The sequence below is a fragment of the Marinobacter iranensis genome (assembly GCF_029207565.1).
Taxonomy (GTDB): Bacteria; Pseudomonadota; Gammaproteobacteria; order Pseudomonadales; family Oleiphilaceae; genus Marinobacter; species Marinobacter iranensis.
Map to the genome: position 1 here is coordinate 70,268 of NZ_JANCMW010000012.1, position 17,363 is coordinate 87,630.

At 58.0% G+C, this 17,363-nt stretch carries 16 protein-coding genes; 13 read left to right on the forward strand and 3 right to left on the reverse strand.

Annotated elements, in window-relative coordinates; all coding sequences use genetic code 11:
• Nucleotides 1-87: 87 nt before the first annotated feature.
• Nucleotides 88-1,365 carry an HlyC/CorC family transporter gene (locus NLU14_RS16930; RefSeq protein WP_275708692.1) on the reverse strand — a complete coding sequence of 426 codons (1,278 nt, stop codon included), beginning with the start codon at nt 1,363-1,365 and terminating at the stop codon, nt 88-90.
• Between the two features lie 97 nt (nt 1,366-1,462).
• Nucleotides 1,463-2,269: a cytochrome C assembly family protein gene (locus NLU14_RS16935; protein ID WP_275708694.1), complete on the reverse strand. Its 807-nt coding sequence runs from the start codon at nt 2,267-2,269 to the stop codon at nt 1,463-1,465.
• Nucleotides 2,270-2,448: 179 nt separating this feature from the next.
• Between NLU14_RS16935 and ffh the strand changes: the two genes are divergently transcribed.
• The 13 genes from ffh (at nt 2,449) to ung (ending at nt 16,261) form a co-directional block, all read left to right on the forward strand.
• Nucleotides 2,449-3,837, forward strand: coding sequence for a signal recognition particle protein (gene ffh / locus NLU14_RS16940; protein WP_275708696.1), 1,389 nt, complete (start codon nt 2,449-2,451; stop codon nt 3,835-3,837).
• Nucleotides 3,838-3,980: 143 nt separating this feature from the next.
• A complete protein-coding gene (gene rpsP / locus NLU14_RS16945; RefSeq protein ID WP_275708698.1) occupies nt 3,981-4,226 on the forward strand; it encodes a 30S ribosomal protein S16 in 246 nt (81 codons plus the stop codon).
• Nucleotides 4,227-4,262: 36 nt separating this feature from the next.
• The gene (gene rimM / locus NLU14_RS16950; RefSeq protein WP_275708700.1) at nt 4,263-4,790 is read left to right on the forward strand and encodes a ribosome maturation factor RimM; all 528 of its coding nucleotides are present in this window, start codon (nt 4,263-4,265) and stop codon (nt 4,788-4,790) included.
• A gap of 3 nt (nt 4,791-4,793) precedes the next feature.
• Nucleotides 4,794-5,540 (forward strand): tRNA (guanosine(37)-N1)-methyltransferase TrmD, encoded by a 747-nt coding sequence (gene trmD, locus NLU14_RS16955; protein WP_275708702.1) that lies wholly within the window; start codon nt 4,794-4,796, stop codon nt 5,538-5,540.
• A 38-nt stretch (nt 5,541-5,578) separates the two neighbouring features.
• Nucleotides 5,579-5,935: a 50S ribosomal protein L19 gene (gene rplS / locus NLU14_RS16960; RefSeq protein ID WP_275708704.1), complete on the forward strand. Its 357-nt coding sequence runs from the start codon at nt 5,579-5,581 to the stop codon at nt 5,933-5,935.
• 108 nt (nt 5,936-6,043) lie between these two features.
• Nucleotides 6,044-6,976, forward strand: a complete 933-nt coding sequence (gene xerD, locus NLU14_RS16965) for a site-specific tyrosine recombinase XerD (RefSeq protein WP_275708706.1) — start codon at nt 6,044-6,046, stop codon at nt 6,974-6,976.
• A 161-nt stretch (nt 6,977-7,137) separates the two neighbouring features.
• Complete coding sequence (locus NLU14_RS16970; protein ID WP_275708709.1) at nt 7,138-7,884, forward strand: DsbC family protein; 747 nt, start codon at nt 7,138-7,140, stop codon at nt 7,882-7,884.
• Between the two features lie 113 nt (nt 7,885-7,997).
• Nucleotides 7,998-9,299, forward strand: coding sequence for a homoserine dehydrogenase (locus NLU14_RS16975; RefSeq protein ID WP_275708711.1), 1,302 nt, complete (start codon nt 7,998-8,000; stop codon nt 9,297-9,299).
• A gap of 12 nt (nt 9,300-9,311) precedes the next feature.
• Nucleotides 9,312-10,715 (forward strand): threonine synthase, encoded by a 1,404-nt coding sequence (gene thrC / locus NLU14_RS16980; RefSeq protein ID WP_275708713.1) that lies wholly within the window; start codon nt 9,312-9,314, stop codon nt 10,713-10,715.
• A 5-nt stretch (nt 10,716-10,720) separates the two neighbouring features.
• On the forward strand, nt 10,721-12,454 hold the full coding sequence (gene recJ / locus NLU14_RS16985) for a single-stranded-DNA-specific exonuclease RecJ (protein WP_275708715.1): 1,734 nt from the start codon (nt 10,721-10,723) through the stop codon (nt 12,452-12,454).
• Nucleotides 12,455-12,833: 379 nt separating this feature from the next.
• Nucleotides 12,834-13,929, forward strand: a protein-coding gene (gene prfB, locus NLU14_RS16990; RefSeq protein ID WP_275708716.1) for a peptide chain release factor 2 whose coding sequence is annotated in 2 segments (ribosomal slippage) — nt 12,834-12,905 and nt 12,907-13,929 — 1,095 coding nt in all. Because the reading frame shifts where the segments join, the coding sequence is not laid out codon by codon here.
• Nucleotides 13,930-13,982: 53 nt separating this feature from the next.
• Nucleotides 13,983-15,515, forward strand: a complete 1,533-nt coding sequence (gene lysS / locus NLU14_RS16995) for a lysine--tRNA ligase (protein ID WP_275708718.1) — start codon at nt 13,983-13,985, stop codon at nt 15,513-15,515.
• Between the two features lie 2 nt (nt 15,516-15,517).
• Nucleotides 15,518-16,261 (forward strand): uracil-DNA glycosylase, encoded by a 744-nt coding sequence (ung, locus tag NLU14_RS17000; RefSeq protein WP_275708720.1) that lies wholly within the window; start codon nt 15,518-15,520, stop codon nt 16,259-16,261.
• Between the two features lie 174 nt (nt 16,262-16,435).
• Here ung and NLU14_RS17005 read toward each other — a convergent pair whose 3' ends face one another.
• A complete protein-coding gene (locus NLU14_RS17005) occupies nt 16,436-17,269 on the reverse strand; it encodes an HDOD domain-containing protein (RefSeq protein ID WP_275708722.1) in 834 nt (277 codons plus the stop codon).
• Nucleotides 17,270-17,363: the final 94 nt, after the last annotated feature.

The following is a 17,363-nucleotide window of genomic DNA, read 5'->3' on the forward strand; positions in this document are numbered from 1 at the left end:
CTTCAGTCTTGGCGGGAACGGCTTTCCGGTCAAGAGAAAGATTAAATTTTGATCTTTCTAAATAAGCTTGCGTTATAACCGGACGATCTAGAAAGCGGAGCGCTTTTTCCTTTTTTTCGGATGGACGATGGCAGCCTTGACGACATTGTCCTTGATCTGGAGAACTTCAACCCGGTGTCCGCCGACTTTCAGGCAGACGTTGGAGTCGGGAATGTTTTCCAGCTTTTCCGTGATCAGGCCATTAAGGGTTTTCGGGCCATCGATAGGCAGCTTCCAGCCCAGCGTCTTGTTGATGCTCCTCACGGCAGAGGTTCCGTCAATAATAAAGGTGCCATCATCCTGGGGGATAATGTCCGGGCTGGCGGCGGCGTAATCGGTGGTGAACTCGCCAACGATTTCCTCGAGAATATCTTCCAGGGTCGCCAGACCGAGTACCTCACCGTATTCGTCCACCACGATACCGAAGCGGCGCTTTTCCTTCTGAAAGTTGATCAGTTGGGTGTTGAGCGGCGTGCTTTCCGGGATGAAATAGGGTTCGCGGCATAACTGCATCAGCATGGCCTTGTTGATTTCATCGTGCAGCAGCAGTTTCGAGGCGTTGCGCAGGTGAAGTACGCCCTGGATGTTGTTGATGTCACCCTTGAATACCGGCAAACGGGTGTGCTGGCTACTCCTCAGTTGGCGCAGGATGGTGTCCAGATCGTCTTCCAGGTCGATGCCCACCACTTCATTGCGGGGCACCATGATGTCGTTCACGGTTACCTTTTCAAGGTCGAGAATGCTGACCAGCATGTCCTTGTGCTTAGCCGGAATAAGGGCGCCGGCCTCGTTGACCAGCGTTCTGAGTTCCTCGCGGCTGAGGTGTTCATTGGCAGCATCATTGGCGGACACGCCGATGATCTTGAGGATAGCTCCGGTGAACAGGTTAACCGCCCAGACAACCGGGTAGAGAATCTTGAGAAGCGGACCCAGTACGTGACTGGCGGGGAAGGCGATTTTCTCCGGAAACAACGCGGCAAGGGTCTTTGGGGTCACTTCCGCAAAGATCAGGATGATAATGGTCAGCAGGACGGTGGCGATGGCAATCCCGGCATCGCCCCAAATACGGATCGCAATGACCGTGGCAATGGCCGAGGCAAAGATATTGACGAAGTTGTTGCCGATCAGTATGACGCCGATCAACTGGTCGGTGCGATTAAGGAGTGATTGAGCTCTCTTCGCGCCTTTATGGCCGGTTTTGGCCATGTGTTTCAGCCGGTACCGGTTCAGGGACATCATGCCGGTTTCAGAGCTGGAGAAGAAGGCGGAAAGCATGATCAGCCCCGCCAGGATGATGAACAGCGCGGTGAGCGATGTCTCGTTCAAGACTGAATGTCCTTATATTGCTGACAAGTTGGGAAAATAGGCGGTTGGAGATCAGAGTGTCAAGTGTGCGCCGGTTCGTGGTCGGTATTGGGCAGCATCAGCCGCCCCGGTGGAAGACCAGTTCAAGGGCGAATTTGCTGCCATAGAAGGCAAGCATCAGCAGTGCGCAACCTGCAAGCGTCCAGCGGCTGGCGGTAATGCCGCGCCAGCCTTTGGTGTAGCGCCCGGTCAGCAGGGCGATGAACACGATCAGGGACAGTAGCGAGAACAGTGTCTTGTGAGCCAGGTCCTGGGCGAACAGATCGTCAATGAACAGGGCGCCGGTAACAATCGCAAGCACCAGCATCACCACGCCTGCCCAAACCAGTTCGAAGAGCAGCGATTCCATGGTCTGCAGCGGTGGCAGGTTGCGGATCAGGACGCTGTTATAGTTATGTTTGAGCTGGCGGTTCTGGAGGTAGAGTAATACGGCCTGTATGGCGGCCAGCGTAAACAGGCTGTAGGCTGTCACCGACAATGCAATGTGGGACAGCATGCCATAGCTGTCGTCCGGTACCAGTCGCGACGGCGAATGGGTGATCAGGGCCATGATAATGGTCAGTGCGGCCAGGGGGTAGACGCCGAGGAAGAGGCTCTGGACCGGCTTGCGAAGGTTGAGTGCCAGCAAGAGGAAGGCGATCAACCAGGAAATAAGGACGGAGCTCTGGAAGAAACCGAAATCGAATCCGCCCTCGCGATGGACGGTCTGGGCGATCAGCAGGCCGTGTGCGGTGAGGGCCAGCATGCCGATCAGGGTGGTTATGGCGATGTTGGTGTGCACCCGGCCCCGGAAGCTGAGCGCCTGCAGGGCAGTACCTACGCTGTAAAGCAATAACGAAGTGACCGCGAGGATCAGCGTTCCCATGACGTCCTTTTAACCACTCTCTGACTGGAGATCGGCGGGGTTCCGCACCGATTTGACCGGGCTGGTCGTTTCAGGGCGATAGTCTGGTTATAATGTCGCGATTATGCAACAGGAATCAAGGGACCTCGTTGGGTTCCGGTACTTCATGCAATCAATTTATCCGGGTACGGAAGAGCAACATGTTTGAAAACCTCCAGGACCGACTTTCCGGCAGTCTGCGCAAGATATCAGGTCAAGCGCGGCTGACCGACGACAATATAAAGGAAACGCTGCGCGAAGTACGCATGGCGCTGTTGGAGGCGGACGTTGCCCTGCCTGTGGTCAAGGCATTTATTGAGGGTGTTCGTCAGCGAGCTATCGGCCAGGAGGTCCAGCGTAGCCTGAGCCCCGGCCAGGTATTTGTAAAAGTGGTCCAGCAGGAGCTGGAACGGGTGATGGGGGATGGCAATGAGTCCCTCAACCTGGCCGTGCAACCACCTGCTGTCATCATGATGGCAGGCCTGCAGGGTGCTGGTAAGACAACCACTGTGGCCAAGCTTTCCCGTTTTCTCAAGGAGCGGCATAAGAAGTCGGTCATGGTTGTGAGTGCCGACGTGTATCGCCCGGCTGCGATTCGTCAGTTGGAAACCCTGGCCGGTGAAGTGGGGGTGGAGTTCTTCCCCAGCTCTGCGGATCAGGATCCTGTCGATATTGCCAATGGGGCAATGGACGCGGCCCGCAGGAAGCACATAGATGTAGTGATTCTGGACACTGCCGGGCGCCTGCACATTGATGAGCAGATGATGGGAGAGATCGGGCGCCTGCACAAGGCAGTGAACCCGGTCGAGACCCTGTTTGTGGTCGACGCCATGACTGGCCAGGATGCCGCCAACACAGCCAAGGCCTTTAATGATGCCCTGCCACTGACGGGTGTGGTTCTCACCAAGACCGATGGTGACGCCCGTGGCGGCGCCGCGCTGTCAGTGCGGCACATCACCGGCAAACCAATAAAGTTCCTGGGTGTGGGCGAGAAGTCTGATGCCCTGGAGCCGTTCTACCCGGACCGGGTGGCGTCACGGATTCTGGGCATGGGGGATGTGCTTTCCCTTATAGAGGAAGCCGAGCGCAAGATTGACCAGAAGAAAGCCCAGAAGCTGACTAAGAAGATCAAGAAGGGCAAGAGTTTTGACCTGGAAGATTTCCGTGACCAGCTTCAGCAGATGAAAAGCATGGGTGGTATCGGCGGCCTGATGGACAAACTGCCGGGTATGGGGCAGATGGCGCAAATGGCCCAGCAGCAGGTGAATGACAAGTCCATGGGGCAGATGGAAGCCATTATCTGCTCGATGACACCAAAGGAACGCCGTTACCCCGATGTGATCAACAACTCCCGCAAGCGCCGCATTGCGACAGGGTCTGGCACCCAGATCCAGGATGTAAACCGCCTGCTCAAGCAGCACAAGCAAATGCAGAAAATGATGAAGAAATTTGGCAAGAAGGGCGGAATGGCTAACATGATGCGTGGTCTTGGAGGTATGATGCCGCCGGGCGGTGCAGGTGGTGGTATGCCCCCGCGTGGGCGTATGTAGAAACCGGGATGTATTCCCTGTTTTCTTTGGCGTTCATTTAGCATAGAATAGCGCCCCTTTCGAGTATGGGTCTTCGCGCCAGCCGTGGTTTGGCGGGTGTGAATCGTACAAAGTTCGTACAACAGAACAGGATATTGGTCGAAATGGTAATAATCCGTTTGGCTCGTGGCGGCTCAAAGAAGCGCCCGTTCTACCATCTGACAGTGACAGACAGCCGCAAATCCCGCGACGGTCGTTTTATCGAGCGCGTTGGTTTCTTCAACCCGGTCGCCCGTGGCCAGGAAGAGCGTCTGCGTATTGATCGCGATCGCATTGATCATTGGCTGGGCCAGGGTGCTCAGACCAGCGAGCGCGTTGCCCAGTTGCTGAAAGGCTCTGCGGCAGAGTAATAGAAAGCAATAACGTTTAACCGCCGGGGTTTGGATATGGCTCAACATTCGCAGGAAACTGTGATTGGTCAGGTTACCTCGGTGTTTGGGGTTAAAGGGTGGCTCAAGGTTTACTCTTACACGGACCCCAAAGACGGGATACTGAACTACCAGGACTGGACGCTGGTCCACGATGGCAAGCGTATCCCGGCAAAGCTTGAGGAAGGTCGCCGGCAAGGCCAGGGGATCGTCGTCAGGCTGAAAGGTATTGATGATCGTGAAGTGGCGCGCAGTTACTGTGGCGCCGACGTTGTTGTGCCCACCGAAGCGTTGCCGGAACTCCCGGAGGGAGAATACTACTGGCATCAACTCGAAGGGCTGGACGTTTTCACGACCGAGGATGAGTGCCTGGGCAAGGTGCATCATCTGATAGAGACAGGCTCCAACGATGTCCTGGTAGTGAGGGCGACCGACGCCTCCATTGACCAGCGCGAGCGGCTGATTCCCTATCTTCCGGACCAGGTGGTCCTGAGTGTGGATCTGGCAGGTTCGCGTTTGGTGGCCGACTGGGATCCGGAGTTCTGACGGGTGTGGATTGGCGCAGTCAGTCTGTTCCCGGAGATGTTTGCGTCGGTGACGGATTATGGGATTACCGGCAGGGCGGTTCGTGATGGTTTGCTGACCTTCAGGGCCTGGAACCCCCGGGAATTCACCCATGATCGTCATCGTACGGTTGACGACCGTCCCTATGGCGGCGGCCCGGGTATGCTGATGAAAATTCAGCCGCTGCGGGATGCCATCCATGCGGCGAAGGCGTCGGCACCCGGAAAAGCCTGCGTGGTTTATCTGTCTCCCCAGGGGGAACCGATGGACCAGGGGGTGGTTGAATCGCTGGCGGCAGAAGAAAATCTCATTCTGGTAGCCGGGCGATATGAGGGTGTTGATGAGCGCCTGATATCGGCGGAAGTCGATCGGGAGGTGTCACTGGGAGACTTTGTGCTGTCCGGTGGCGAGCTGGCGGCCATGGCTGTCATTGATGCGGTTACACGCCTCATCCCCGGAGCGCTGGGTCATGCGCAGTCGGCAGAGCAGGACTCCTTTGCTGACGGTTTGCTGGATTGTCCGCACTATACCCGGCCCGAGGTTTACGAAGGTCAGGCGGTGCCGGATGTTTTGTTAGGCGGTCACCATGATCAGATCCGGCGTTGGCGGCTGAAGCAGTCGTTGAGGCGAACCCGGGAGCGACGCCCCGACCTGCTGGAAAAGCGGGTGTTTACGGACGAAGAGCGTGAGCTGCTGGAAGAGATTTTGAACGAACCGGGTGCCTCTGAATGATCAGGGCATTAAAAGATTGGGTATCAGGAGCACATACGATGAGCGGCAAGAACAACATCATCAGTCAGATTGAATCAGAGCAGATGACCAAGGAAACCCCTGCCTTTGCGCCGGGCGATACCGTGGTTATCCAGGTTCGTGTAACCGAGGGCAACCGTGAGCGTCTGCAGGCGTTCGAAGGCGTTGTTATTGGCAAGCGCAACCGCGGCATGAACTCTTCCTTCACCGTGCGGAAAATTTCCTACGGCGTTGGTGTCGAGCGTACCTTCCAGACCTTCTCAAAGCTGATCGACAGCATCAGTGTGAAGCGTCGCGGTGACGTTCGCCAGGCCAAGCTTTACTACCTGCGCGACCTGTCCGGCAAGGCGGCTCGTATCAAGGAAAAGCTGGGCTGATCAGCACGAGTTGTTGGTTACAGTTCGTCAGAAAAAGGCAGCCCCGGGCTGCCTTTTTCGTATCTGATCCCCGGAACCGCCTGAGTGTTCCGTTGCGAGTAATCCGCCATGAACCGGAAACCCACATCCAGGGCTGAACTTCGGTCGCAGGATGAAGCGGTCATTGTCCGCTTCACCGATGCCGTATGGCTTGAGGATGGGCTGGGCGAGAAAACCCGTCAGGCGTACCGCAGTGATCTTGAGCGGTTGGCGGCCTGGCTGCAGGAGCAGCCGGGAAAGCCGCTATTGACGGAGGTTCGCCGTACCGACTTGCTGGCCTGGATCTCCCGTGGGCTGGCCGATGGCTTCAAAACCTCCACGGCCGCCCGTCGCCTGTCCGGTTTGCGGCGGTTCTTCCGTTACCTCCTGCGTGAAGGCATCATCGCAGAGGACCCCACCCTGCGTATCGACAGCCCCCGGCTTCCACGGCGATTGCCAGACTCGCTGTCTGAGGAGGATGTGGAGAACCTGTTGTCGGAACCCGATCCGGAGGTGCCGATCGAGCTTCGTGACAAGGCGATGATGGAAATCCTCTACGGCTGTGGTTTGCGGGTTTCGGAGCTGGTGGAGTTGACGGTTGATGAGGTCAACCTGCGCCAGGGTGTGGTCCGGATTATCGGCAAGGGGAACAAGGAACGCTTGGTGCCCCTGGGTGAGGAAGCCATCGACTGGCTGGTGCGTTATATGAAGGAAGGACGGGGGGAGCTGCTCAAAGGGCGGCCCTGCAATGCCCTGTTCCCCGGTAACCGTCCCGCTGCGATGACCCGGCAGACCTTCTGGCACCGGATAAAGCACTATGCCCTCCGCGCCGGAATCCACAAGCACTTGTCTCCCCACACCCTGCGGCACGCCTTTGCCACTCATTTGCTGAATCACGGGGCGGACCTGCGGGTAGTGCAGATGTTGCTTGGGCATTCGGATCTGTCCACCACCCAGATCTATACCCACGTGGCACGCCAGCGTCTGCAGTCGCTGCATCAATCCCATCATCCGCGAGGCTAGTGTCCCATCTATGACGTACCGGGTTAGGCGGCAACGATGCCGCTTGTTACACTGAACTTTTTCCGGGGGGCGGTGTCGCACCTCTCGCAACTGTGAGGCCGGGGCGGCCCGTCACCTGAAGCCCTGCAGGCCCCGTGATTCTTGAAAACTGGAAACCCAATATGCTGATAAAGAAACTGTTCAAATCCTGTCTGCCGCTTGCAGCTGCCACCCTGGTTCTGGCCAGTGCATCAAACACGTATGCCGGCGAGATTGAGGACACGATTGCCGACAAGCTCACCGCTGCGATTCCGGGGCTGAAGATTTCCGATGTCCGTAAATCCGAAGCGGAAGGCTTGTACGAGGTATACAGTAATAATGGCGATACCATTTTTACCACCGCCGACGGCCAGTACATTCTCACCGGTGATCTGTTAAAAGTGACTGCCGATGGTATTGCCAATGTCTCTGAGCAGGGCAGGGCGTCACAGCGCGCCCGGACCATGGCCGAGTTCGGCGACAAGGGACTTATCAGCTTCCCGGCCAAGGGCACAGAGAAGGCGTCCATTGCGGTGTTTACCGATATCGACTGTCCCTACTGCCGTAAACTGCACGATGAAGTTCCAAGACTGAATGAGTTGGGGATTACCGTGCATTACTATGGTTTCCCCCGTTCCGGTCCCAATACCCCTTCCTTCCGCAAGTACATTTCCGTGTGGTGTTCCGAGGACCAGCAGGCCGCCATGGATGCCGCCAAGCAGGGGCGAAGTGTCGAGGATAGGAGTTGTGACAACCCGGTCAGGGCCCAGTTTGAGTTGGGCAGTCGCGTTGGTGTGACAGGTACCCCGGCGATCGTGCTGGAAGACGGTAACATGGTGCGTGGTTACGTGCCGGCTGAAAAACTGGCTGAAGGCCTGGGGCTGCTCTGATAGGCTAGCGTTTACCCGGTTTCGCCTGTTCGTTGGGCGGGGCTTATTCGGACGCCCTTTAACCGTTATACTATCGCTCCCCACAGCAACCCATCGGTAACAGAGGTGAAAGCTTGAAAGACGTCAATGTCGGAATCTGCGGGCTGGGAACAGTCGGTGGTGGTACGTTCAACGTGCTGACCCGTAATGCCAGCCTGATCACAGGCCGGACAGGTTTCAATCTCCGTATTGCCAGGGTGGCCACGCGCACCCCCCGCAATGATATTGATCTGGGAGACATCCCGTTCAGTACCGACATTTTTGACGTGGTGAATGACCCGTCTGTTGATGTTGTGGTGGAACTGATTGGTGGTTACGAGACCGCACGGGAGCTGGTGCTGGCTGCCATCAAGAATGGTAAGCACGTGGTAACAGCCAACAAGGCGTTGATCGCGGTCCACGGCAACGAAATTTTCGAGGCAGCGGCGAAGCAGAATGTCATCGTTTCCTATGAGGCCGGTGTTGCGGGTGGCATCCCCGTCATCAAGGCAATCCGCGAAGGCATGGCCGCCAACCGGGTCGACTGGATTGCCGGCATCATCAACGGCACCGGTAACTATATCCTCACCGAGATGCGTGCGGGCCGCGAGTTCGCCGAAGTCCTTAAAGAAGCCCAGGACTTGGGGTACGCCGAGGCGGACCCAACCTTTGACGTGGAGGGGATCGACGCTGCCCACAAGTTGACCATCCTTGCTTCGGCCGGTTTCGGCGTGCCGCTGCAGTTTGAAAAGGCCTACACCGAGGGTATTTCAGAAATCACCCCCTACGACATTGCCCATGCGGAAATCCTTGGTTACCGCATCAAACACCTGGGTATTGCGCGTCGTCGGGATGAAGGTATTGAGCTACGGGTTCATCCCACGCTGGTTCCCCGTAGCCACCTGATCGCCCAGGTGGACGGCGTATTGAATGCGGTACTGGTGGATGGCGATGCCGTCGGCCAGACCATGTACTACGGCCCGGGCGCCGGCGATGAGGCAACCGCTTCCGCCGTGATTGCCGATATTATCGACGCCGCCAGATCCGTGGCTGCCAAGAGCAACCAGCGGGTTCCCTATCTCGGGTTCGAGCCGTCGGCGATGGAAGACCTTCCGGTATTGCCCATGGAGGATGTCCAGTCCGCCTACTACCTGCGTATCCAGGCACTGGATCGCCCCGGCGTGTTGGCGAAAGTGGCTTCCATTCTCAGCGAGCACGGCATCAACATTGAGTCCATCATGCAGAAGGAATCGGAGCTCAAGGACGGCCGTATTCCGGTGATTATCCTGACCCATACGGTTCAGGAACGACAGGTCAACCGCGCCATTGAAGAACTGGAAGCCCTGAGCGACATCGACGGCAAAGTCGTCCGCATTCGTGCCGAAAACTTTAACTGACAGGAACGCAAGGTGAGATACATCAGTACACGGGGCGAAGCTCCCGCCCTGGGCTTTGAAGATGTCCTGCTGACAGGCCTGGCCACCGACGGTGGCCTGTATGTCCCGGAATCCCTGCCTCATTTCAGCCTTGAGGAAATCCGCAGCTGGCGAGGGCTTTCCTACAGCGAACTGGCTTTCAAGGTGATGCATCCGTTCGTGGACGATGCCATTCCGGCGGAGGATTTCCGCAGGATGCTGGACGAAACCTACGGCGTGGCCTTTGCCCACAAGGCGGTTGCGCCACTGGTTCAACTGGATACTAACGAATGGGTTATGGAACTGTTCCGTGGCCCGACCCTGGCGTTCAAGGATTTCGCCCTGCAGTTGCTGGGGCGCCTGCTGGACTATGTGCTGGAGAAGCGCAAGCAGCACGTGGTGATCATGGGGGCGACCTCCGGCGATACCGGTTCCGCTGCCATCGAGGGTTGCCGCCGATGCGAACACGTGGACATCTTCATCCTGCATCCCCACGAGCGGGTTTCAGAAGTGCAGCGTCGCCAGATGACCACCGTGAAGGGCGACAACATCCACAACATCGCGGTGCGTGGCAACTTTGATGACTGCCAACGCATGGTCAAGGCAAGCTTCGGTGACCAGTCGTTCCTGGGCGGAAAAACCCAGCTTGCGGCGGTGAACTCCATCAACTGGGCCCGCATCATGGCCCAGATCGTCTATTACTTCCATGCGTCCCTGGCGCTCGGCGGCCCGGATCGCAGCATGGCGTTTTCGGTGCCCACGGGTAACTTCGGCGACATTTTTGCGGGCTACCTGGCAAAAAAAATGGGTCTGCCGATCTCTCAACTGGTGATCGCCACCAACCGCAACGATATCCTGCATCGTTTTATGAGCGGTAACCGCTACGAGCAGCTCAACCTCGAACATACGCTGTCTCCCAGTATGGACATCATGGTGTCCAGCAATTTTGAGCGGCTGTTGTTTGATTTGCACGGTCGTGATGGGCTCGCGGTGAAAGAACTGCTCGAGAATGCCGCCAAGGGCCCCGTCAGTATTGAAGACTACCGCTGGAGGCATGCCCGCAAACTGTTTGATAGTGACGCAGTGGACGACGAAGGCACCACGGATACCATCCGTGAAGTCTTTGATCAGAATGAATACCTGCTGGACCCGCACACTGCCATCGGCGTGCGCGCGGCCCGCAATTGTCGTCGTGATCCGGCTATCCCCATGATTACCCTGGGTACGGCTCACCCGGCCAAGTTCCCGGATGCGGTGTTACGCTCCGGCGTCAAGGCCGAGCCGTCGTTGCCGGTGCACATGTCGGACCTGTTCGAACGGGAAGAGCAATACACCGTGCTGGATAACGACCTGCCTGCCGTGCAGGGCTTTATCGCCAAACACTGGAAGAATACCTGATCGGTATGACACCGAAAAAAATCCTGCGTCGCCCCGGCCCGGAAAGCAGCCCGGACTGGGGTCACAACCTGCCCCCACTGCTTCGCCGCCTTTACGCTGCCCGTGGCGTCACCTCCGATGAGCAACTCAGTTATACCCTGAAACACCTGGCCTCCCCCATGGGGCTCCAGGGTATCGACCGTGCCGTGGCGTTGCTGACAGAGGCCATCACCAGCCAGCAACGTGTACTGGTGCTGGGGGACTTCGACGCCGACGGCGCAACCAGCACGGCGGTGGCCATGCTGGGCCTGGGTATGCTTGGGCTGAACGACATCGACTTTCGCGTGCCCAGCCGGTTTTCCGATGGTTATGGCCTGACACCCGGCATTATTCACCGGTTGCAGGAGGAAGATTCCCTGCCGGACCTGCTGATTACCGTGGACAACGGTATTTCGGCCGTCGAGGGTGTTCAGGCTGCCCGTGAGCTGGGCATAAAGGTGGTGGTGACAGATCACCACCTGGCCGGTGAAACCCTGCCCGACGCCGACGCCATCGTGAACCCAAACCAGCCCGGTTGCCCGTTCCTGAGCAAGAATGCGGCGGGGGTTGGTGTGATGTTCTATGTGCTGACGGCCTTGCGTAAACACCTGCGGGAACAGGGCCTGTTACCGGACCCTCAGCCCAACCTTGGCAGCTTGCTGGACCTGGTTGCGCTCGGCACCGTGGCGGATGTCGTGCCGCTGGATCACAACAACCGCATCTTCGTTGAGCAGGGCCTGCGTCGCATCCGCCAGGGCGAAGCCCGCCCGGGTATCCTCGCATTACTGGAAGTGGCCGGCCGGGACCACAGCGAAATCAGCTCCACGGACCTTGGTTTTGTCGTCGGCCCACGCCTCAACGCCGCCGGTCGCCTGGACGACATGAGCGTGGGTATCGCTTGCCTGCTGGCCGACAGCCACGACGAGGCCCAGCGCCTGGCCCGTGAGCTGGACACCTTTAACCGTGAACGGCGCACCATCGAAAAAGACATGAAAACCCAGGCCCAGGACCTTCTTGCGTCCATGTCGCTGGACATTGAGGGTTTACCCTGGGGGCTGGCCCTGTTCGATACCGATTGGCACCAGGGCGTGATCGGCATACTGGCCGCCCGCATCCGCGAGCAGACCCACCGCCCGACCATTGCCTTTGCGCCGGACGACAACGGCGAGGACATCAAGGGCTCCGCCCGTTCCATCCCCGGCCTGCATATCCGCGATGTGCTTGCCGTGGTCGACGCCCGCCATCCGGGCATGATGAAAAAATTCGGCGGCCACGCCATGGCCGCGGGTATGACGTTGTTGCGGGACGACCTGGATGCCTTCAGTGAGGCCTTTGACAGAGCTGTGCGCGACGCACTGCGAGCGGAAGACCTGGAGGCCGCCATCACCACCGACGGCCCCCTGAGCCCGGACGAGCTTCACCTGGAAACCGCGACCCTGTTGAAACGGGCTGGCCCCTGGGGACAGCATTTCCCGGAGCCGCTGTTCGATGGCAACTTCCGGGTGGTTAGCCAGCGCATTGTTGGCGAGAACCACCTGAAACTGGTTCTCCAGCCGGAGGAGGGCGGCGCCATCATAGACGGCATCGCCTTCAACACCGGGCCGGAAGTGCCTGACTACACCCGGACCGGGGCCCGGGTGGTTTACAAGCCTGACGCCAACACGTTTCGTGGGCGCACTAATCTGCAGCTTTTGGTGGATTATCTGGAGCCTCTGGGCTGAGTCTTTGGCGGGCTGGGCCCGGGGTGGGGGTACCTTTTCTTTGGAAAAAGAACTCGCTGCGCTCAGACACCTTTTTCTGGCAGAAAAGATACCCCCACCCCAGGCCCGATCAAACCTGAGAGATAACGCCGTTATCGTATGTTTGTGGCGATAACTCGTGATTTGGGCATTGGTCGGTAAGGCCCTTCCAGGATCGTCAAAAACATGGATGTTTTTGTCGAGCGTACAGGGACGTATTCACCGCGTATCCTGGAAGGGCCTTACCGACCAATGCATGCACCCAACTAAAAACCCACCGGCTGATTTAAAAACAGATTTCCGGTAGAATCTCGCGTCTGATTTTGATCGCATCCATTTTCTGATATCGAGTAAGGATTTCATGGAAATCAATCCCATTGTTACGAAGATAAAAGACCTTCGTGAGCGCACTGAAGCGCTCAGGGGGTATCTTTGACTACGATCAGCGTAGTGAGAGACTGACCGAAGTAGAGCGCGAACTGGAAGTGCCCTCGGTGTGGGAAGACCCCGACCGGGCGCAGGCGTTGGGCAAGGAAAGGTCCGATCTTGAGTTGATTGTACGCACCATCGACAACCTCACCTCTGGCCTGGATGATGCCGATGGGCTGCTGGAAATTGCGGCAGAGGAAGAGGACGAGGGGACGGTTGCAGAGATTGAGGCCGACCTGGAAAGCCTCGACAAAGAACTCGAGAAGCTCGAGTTCCGCCGCATGTTCTCCGGCGAGATGGACGCCAACAATGCCTACCTGGACATCCAGGCCGGCTCCGGCGGTACCGAGGCTCAGGACTGGGGCAATATGCTGCTGCGCATGTACCTGCGCTGGGCGGAGCGCCGCGGGTTCAAGGCCGAGATTGTGGAACTGCAGGAAGGCGATGTGGCGGGTATCAAGAGCGCTACCGTTCACATCCAGGGCAACTATGCCTTCGGCTGGCTGCGTACGGAAACCGGTGTCCACCGGTTGGTGAGGAAGTCACCGTTTGATTCCGGCAACCGTCGGCACACCTCGTTCTCATCGGTGTTTGTATCCCCGGAAGTGGACGACAGTTTCGAAATCGAGATCAATCCTGCGGATCTGCGGGTGGACGTCTACCGCGCCTCCGGCGCCGGTGGTCAGCACGTTAACCGGACCGAGTCCGCCGTGCGTCTGACCCACAACCCCACCGGGATTGTCGTGGCCTGTCAGGCTGGCCGAAGCCAGCACCAGAACAAGGATCAGGCCATGAAGCAGCTCAAAGCAAAGCTGTTTGAGCGCGAGATGCAGATGCGCAACGCCGAGAAACAGAAAGCGGAAGACGCCAAGGCGGATATTGGCTGGGGCAGCCAGATTCGCTCCTACGTGCTGGACGACAGCCGTATCAAGGACTTGCGCACCAAGGTGGAAACCAGCAATACCCAATCGGTGCTGGACGGTGACATCGACAAGTTCATCGAAGCCAGCCTGAAGATGGCGCTGTAATAAGCGCCGTCACCAAGCTAACCCGGACAATTCCCGATTTTTTGTGAGCCAACATGACTGACCACACCCAGAATGCACAGCCAGAGGACAACAAGCTGATTGCTGAGCGCCGCGCCAAGCTGTCAGAGATGCGCGAGCACGGCAACGCCTTCCCCAACGACTTCCGCCGCGATGCCACCGCCGCCGAACTCCAGGCCAAATACGGTGACAAGAGCAAGGAAGAGTTGGCGGAGATGGGTGTCCAGGTGGCCATTGCCGGTCGTATGATGCTCGACCGCAAGGCGTTCAAGGTGGTTCAGGACATGACCGGCCGCATCCAGATCTATGCCTCCAAGGACGTGCAGAAGGACACCAAACACTGGGACCTGGGCGATATCGTGGGCGTGCGTGGCATCCTGTGCAAGTCCGGCAAGGGCGACCTGTATGTGAGCATGGACGAGTACACACTGCTCACCAAGTCCCTGCGCCCCCTGCCGGAAAAGCACAAGGGCCTGACCGACACCGAGGCTCGCTACCGTCACCGCTACGTCGACCTGATGATGAACGAAGACAGCCGTCGAGTGTTCTACGCACGCTCGAAGATCATCAGCGTTATGCGCCAGTACTTCACTGACCGGGACTTCATGGAAGTGGAAACCCCGATGCTGCAAGTGATTCCCGGCGGTGCCACAGCGCGCCCGTTCGTGACCCATCACAACGCCCTGGGTATCGACATGTACCTGCGCATTGCGCCGGAACTATTCCTCAAGCGCCTGGTGGTGGGTGGTTTCGAGCGGGTATTCGAGATCAACCGCAACTTCCGCAATGAAGGGCTTTCAACCCGTCATAACCCGGAATTTACCATGGTGGAGTTCTATCAGGCCTACGCCGATTACAACGACCTGATGGACCTGACCGAGGACATGTTGCGCACCATTACCCAGAAAGTGCTGGGCACCACCACCGTGGTGAATACCCGCACTCTGGCTGACGGCGAAGAAGAAACCATCGAATACGATTTCGGCAAGCCGTTCGAGCGCCTGACCGTGGTGGGCGCCATCCTGCGCCACAACCCCGACATCAAGGCCGATCAGTTGGCTGATGAAGCCGGCGCGCGCAAGGTGGCGAAAGATCTCGGCATCCATATCAAGAACGGATGGGGGCTCGGCAAGGTCCAGATCGAGATTTTTGAGGCAACCGCCGAGCATCGCCTGATGCAGCCGACCTTTATCACCGATTACCCGAAAGAAGTGTCCCCACTGGCCCGCTGCAAGGACAACGACCCGTTCGTCACCGAGCGTTTCGAATTCTTCGTGGGTGGCCGCGAAATCGCCAACGGCTTCTCCGAGCTTAACGACGCCGAAGACCAGGCCGAACGTTTCCAGGACCAGGTGGCCGAGAAGGACGCCGGCGACGACGAAGCCATGTTCTACGACGAAGATTACATCATGGCACTGGAATACGGCCTGCCGCCGACCGCAGGCGAAGGCATAGGCATTGATCGCCTGGCCATGCTGCTGACCAATTCCGCGTCCATCCGCGACGTCATCCTGTTCCCCGCCATGCGCCCGGAACACAAAGCCGACACGAAGAAAGACGAGGGCTGACCATGCAGCCGGTGGAGATACTGGCAAACCAGCTCAAGCCCGGCCGGGGCTGGTCGGAGCATTTAGCCAACGAATTCAGCCAGCCTTACATGCAACAGCTGGCTGACTTCCTGGCAGCGGAGGAACAGGCCGGCAAAACCCTGTACCCCGCCAGCCACCTCTGCTTCAACGCCCTGAACAGCACCCCGCTGGAAAAAGTGCGCGTCGTCATCCTCGGCCAGGACCCCTACCACGGCCCCGGCCAGGCCCACGGCCTGTGCTTCTCCGTACGCCCTCACGTAGCCACACCGCCGTCTCTGGTCAACATCTTCAAGGAAATCCAGGGCGACCTCGGCATCCAGCCCCCAGACCACGGCTGCCTCCAACCCTGGGCCAGGCAGGGCGTACTCCTGCTCAACAGCGTCCTCACCGTCGTCCAGGGCCAGGCCGGCGCCCACCAGGGCAAAGGCTGGGAAACCTTCACCGACAAGGTCATCGAAACCATCAACCGGGAACGGCAGGGCGTGGTGTTCTTACTCTGGGGAAGTTACGCAAAAAAGAAAGGTCAGCACATCGACCGCAGCAAACACCTGGTACTGGACGGCCCACACCCGTCCCCGCTAAGTGCCTACCGCGGCTTCTTTGGCTGCAAGCACTTTTCCCGGGCCAACGAATGGCTACAACAAAACGGCCTACCCACCGTCGATTGGTCTTTACCAAGCAAATCGGAGCTGCTGGAAAAATACGGTAAAAATCAGCCGAAATAACACAGCGGGCAACAAGGCAGGCCCGCAACAAAGTATGCCTGCAACAAAGTATGATCGGCCGGAGGTGGGGGTATTTTCTCTGACAGGAAAAGGTGTCTGAGCGTAGCGAGTTCTTTTCCCGAAGAAAAATACCCCCACCTCCGGCCAGCCCCCAATTACCAGGCCAGGAAGGAATTACTTAAGCAGAGCCATCGCAGCCTCCATCTGCGCATTCAGATCCTCTTCCTCGCTCATGTCGACTTCCGGATCCAGTCCCAGCCGATCAAACGCCGAAATCGTCTTCCAGTCCACCTCAGTCCAGGGATGATCCGAACCCGCAACCAACTGCAGATTGGCAATCAACACAAGATCCGCGTAATCCGCCGCCGGCACCTCACGATGCAGATTCGCATATTCCAAGGGCACATTCTGAAGCTCCTTCGGAAAATCCCACTTCTGCAGAATCGTCGCCCCGATGCGCGGGTGAATCTCCTCAATTACATTATCCAGCATGATACCGCTGATCTGGATATCACGATCCTCCACATAGCGCAGAATCGGCAACACCCCGATCAGATGGACCAGCCCCGCCAGAGTGGCCTGATCCGGTTTAAGCTTGGTGTAATGCTGCGCCAGCACATGGCACACACCCGCCACCTCGGTGCTCTTCTGCCAGGTGGCCCGCAAACGCTTGTCGATCATGTCCGAAGTGGCCTGGAACATCTGCTCCATGGCAAGACCCATCGCCAGGTTGCTGGTATAGGCCATGCCCAGGCGGCTGACCGCCATGTTCAGGTTTTCAATGGCGCGGCTGCCACGGAACAGCGGGCTGTTGCAGACCCGGATGATGCGGGCAGAAAGCGCCGTGTCATTGCTGATGCACTTCACCAGATCGATAATCGCGGAGTCTTCATTTTCAGCGATTTCCCGCACCTGCAACGCAACCTCCGGAAGCGTCGGGAGTACAAGTTTGTCGTTTTCAATGGCATCGGTCAGATCGGTTTTTATAGTTTCAACAATGTTCGACATGGTCAGCTGTGGTCCGCCTGTTGAATGTCACCTGGCCGGAAATAGAGTCCGGAAAGGCCAAAATGTTCAGGTATATGAAGTACTTTATAGCAAA

What these genes read in the sequence shown, in the direction of transcription:
- NLU14_RS16935 (WP_275708694.1), bottom strand. Translation starts at nt 2,269, where the DNA reads ATGGGAACGCTGATCCTCGCGGTCACTTCGTTATTGCTTTACAGCGTA.
- ffh (WP_275708696.1), top strand. Translation starts at nt 2,449, where the DNA reads ATGTTTGAAAACCTCCAGGACCGACTTTCCGGCAGTCTGCGCAAGATA.
- rpsP (WP_275708698.1), top strand. Translation starts at nt 3,981, where the DNA reads ATGGTAATAATCCGTTTGGCTCGTGGCGGCTCAAAGAAGCGCCCGTTC.
- rimM (WP_275708700.1), top strand. Translation starts at nt 4,263, where the DNA reads ATGGCTCAACATTCGCAGGAAACTGTGATTGGTCAGGTTACCTCGGTG.
- rplS (WP_275708704.1), top strand. Translation starts at nt 5,579, where the DNA reads ATGAGCGGCAAGAACAACATCATCAGTCAGATTGAATCAGAGCAGATG.
- xerD (WP_275708706.1), top strand. Translation starts at nt 6,044, where the DNA reads ATGAACCGGAAACCCACATCCAGGGCTGAACTTCGGTCGCAGGATGAA.
- NLU14_RS16970 (WP_275708709.1), top strand. Translation starts at nt 7,138, where the DNA reads ATGCTGATAAAGAAACTGTTCAAATCCTGTCTGCCGCTTGCAGCTGCC.
- recJ (WP_275708715.1), top strand. Translation starts at nt 10,721, where the DNA reads ATGACACCGAAAAAAATCCTGCGTCGCCCCGGCCCGGAAAGCAGCCCG.
- lysS (WP_275708718.1), top strand. Translation starts at nt 13,983, where the DNA reads ATGACTGACCACACCCAGAATGCACAGCCAGAGGACAACAAGCTGATT.
- ung (WP_275708720.1), top strand. Translation starts at nt 15,518, where the DNA reads ATGCAGCCGGTGGAGATACTGGCAAACCAGCTCAAGCCCGGCCGGGGC.
- NLU14_RS17005 (WP_275708722.1), bottom strand. Translation starts at nt 17,269, where the DNA reads ATGTCGAACATTGTTGAAACTATAAAAACCGATCTGACCGATGCCATT.